General features: G+C 25.8%; 4 protein-coding genes. All 4 read left to right on the forward strand.

Annotated elements, in window-relative coordinates; genetic code table 11:
• The first annotated feature begins 111 nt into the window (after nt 1-111).
• On the forward strand, nt 112-555 hold the full coding sequence (locus ACQCX0_RS02570; protein WP_462562600.1) for a phage protein GemA/Gp16 family protein: 444 nt from the start codon (nt 112-114) through the stop codon (nt 553-555).
• 106 nt (nt 556-661) lie between these two features.
• A complete protein-coding gene (locus ACQCX0_RS02575; RefSeq protein WP_462562602.1) occupies nt 662-1,045 on the forward strand; it encodes a hypothetical protein in 384 nt (127 codons plus the stop codon).
• 56 nt (nt 1,046-1,101) lie between these two features.
• Nucleotides 1,102-1,692 carry a hypothetical protein gene (locus tag ACQCX0_RS02580; protein ID WP_462562603.1) on the forward strand — a complete coding sequence of 197 codons (591 nt, stop codon included), beginning with the start codon at nt 1,102-1,104 and terminating at the stop codon, nt 1,690-1,692.
• 498 nt (nt 1,693-2,190) lie between these two features.
• Nucleotides 2,191-2,369 (forward strand): glycosyl hydrolase 108 family protein (locus ACQCX0_RS02585; RefSeq protein WP_462562604.1); only part of this gene is annotated, 179 nt, incomplete at its 3' end.

Genomic DNA, 2,369 nt, shown 5'->3' on the forward strand with positions numbered 1-2,369 from the left:
CAAAAAATCAGGATATTGCAAGGAGTAAAGCCAAGAATTTATTTGAGGAATGGAAAAACAGGGGCAAATTAATAAAAATCAACGGTAAAAATTATTTAAGGAGTAATTAAAATGAGACAAAAACTAATAGCCAAGATACATGTATTAAAGAATAGGGTACATCTTGATGATGAGATATATAGGGATATTCTATTAAGAGTAACAGGTAAGGATAGTTGTAAGAAACTAAACATGAAGCAATTAAAAGCAGTAATTGAAGAGTTTAATAGATTGTGGTTTATAGAGAAAACCCCAGAATACAATACCTATAAAAGTAATTCTAATTTTAGTTTTGTAGAGACAGAATGTCCTAAAATGAGGAAGATATTTAAGTTGTGGCAGGAACTAGGAGAACAAAATAAGCTAAGAGATAGTAGTAATCTAGGCTTAAACAAATTCTTAGAAAATAGATTTAATGTAGGTTACTTAGAGATTAATAAACCTCACTGCTACTATGACGATACAAAAAATAAGGTTATAGAAGCCTTAAAGAATTGGAATAATAGAGCTACATAACAAAAAAAAGCTAACTAATTTCCCAATTAGCTAGCTCTCTATTCTTGTATTCTAGAAAATACTGTAAACCAATAAAAAGTATAACCTAGAATACGGGAAAAATCAAGTGGGAAAAATACATTCAATATTTAATACTTTATTTTATATAAAACTTATAGAAGATTTGCAAGATGAAGCATTAGCTTGGAGGATTTCATTTGAGTTGGGAGGGTATAAGTATTATATACCAACAAAAGTAAAGAAAAATCATGTGTTTATGAAGTATGGGGAAGAGTTTTTTAAATGGTTGGTAGAAAATTATGGAGGTGAAGCTTTAGTATTTCCAAGTGGTATGAATAATATCTATAAAAGAAATCAAGTTCAAGCAGAGTTATTAGTAAGAAAAGGCTACTCTCATAATGAAATAGCTAAACAATTACATATTAATTATTCTTCTGCAAGAAGAGCTAAGAAAAGAGTAATTAATAAAACTCAAGGAGAGTTATTTTAAGAATGATAATAGTTTAATTATAAATTACATGAACATATAAAAAAAAGAGGTGAACAATGTTGAAAGATACTATAATATATTATGAGATAAGAGAAATTATTACTGATAAGTTTAATATTATTAATAGGCTTTATAAAATGAAAGAGTTAAAATTTAACAAGATAGATGTTGAGTTTGATTTTTCTATAGTAAAAGATATAGAACACACATTCAAAATAGATAAAGAATGCTATGAGTGTACTGTAGTAAGATCAGAAGCTAGAGATTATATTTATATATATTTAAAACATGGGAGTAATTCTCCTTATGATAGCAAAGTAACGCATGTTGAAACTTTTATAAAAACAGAAAATAAAAATAGCGAAAAAGAAGCTTTACTAGTTAAACAGATATTTTTTATTATAAATACCAACAATAATTTACTATATTCAAGTGTATCCTCAAAACACAAAGATAAAATTGTTTCTTTATTAAGTAAATCAGTAGATATAGATATTTCGGCAATAGATAAAGATAGTAAATTACAAAAAGTTTTTAATACAGATATTTTATATGAATCTATTGCTATAATGGTTGATTATAATAATGGAATGTTTGATGAAAAAGATGTATACAATAGACTAAAAAAAGAAATAGATGAAAGATAGATGTATAAAGAACATTACTGGTATTTAGTTATTATTTCGCTTATTTCTTACGGTATTTTTAAATATTTTTTTAATATCTCATTGGAGATAAATAGTATTATTACGGTTCTGGCAACTTTTACAGGCTTTACTATGACAAGTTTATCAATCTTATTATCTTCAAAGTATTTAGAACTACAAAAAATTGATATTAGGAAGCGGAATAAAAAAGAGATAAAAGTTATCTTATCATATTACCAATTTAGTATTGCAATATCGTTAATAACTATTATGACTGTATTATTAAAAGTTAACAACATAATAACAAATATATTATTTGTTATTAGTATGTATTCCGTATATTTATGTTTAAGAATAGTAATATCTATTTTTACTAGAGATTAAACTTATTTTTTACACTTTTTTTCAAATCTCTGTCAAAAGATGAGCATCTTATTTTTAATCTGATTTAATTGTAATATTTATTTATTACAAAATAAATAAAGAGGCAATTATATAATGGCGAACTTCAAGGAAGCAGTAGAGAAAGTATTTAAGAATGAGGGTGGCTATGTAGATAATCCAGTTGATAGGGGAGGGGTTACAAATCATGGGATATCCCTACGTTTTCTACAAAGTATAGATAAAACCGCTACTAAAGAAACTATTAAAAACCTAACTAAAGAACAAGCTGAAGA

The sequence above is a fragment of the Candidatus Hepatincolaceae symbiont of Strigamia maritima genome (assembly GCF_055505085.1).

Bases quoted from the DNA above. Each gene is read 5' to 3' on its own strand.
- ACQCX0_RS02580 (WP_462562603.1), top strand. From the start codon at position 1,102: ATGTTGAAAGATACTATAATATATTATGAGATAAGAGAAATTATTACT.
- ACQCX0_RS02570 (WP_462562600.1), top strand. From the start codon at position 112: ATGAGACAAAAACTAATAGCCAAGATACATGTATTAAAGAATAGGGTA.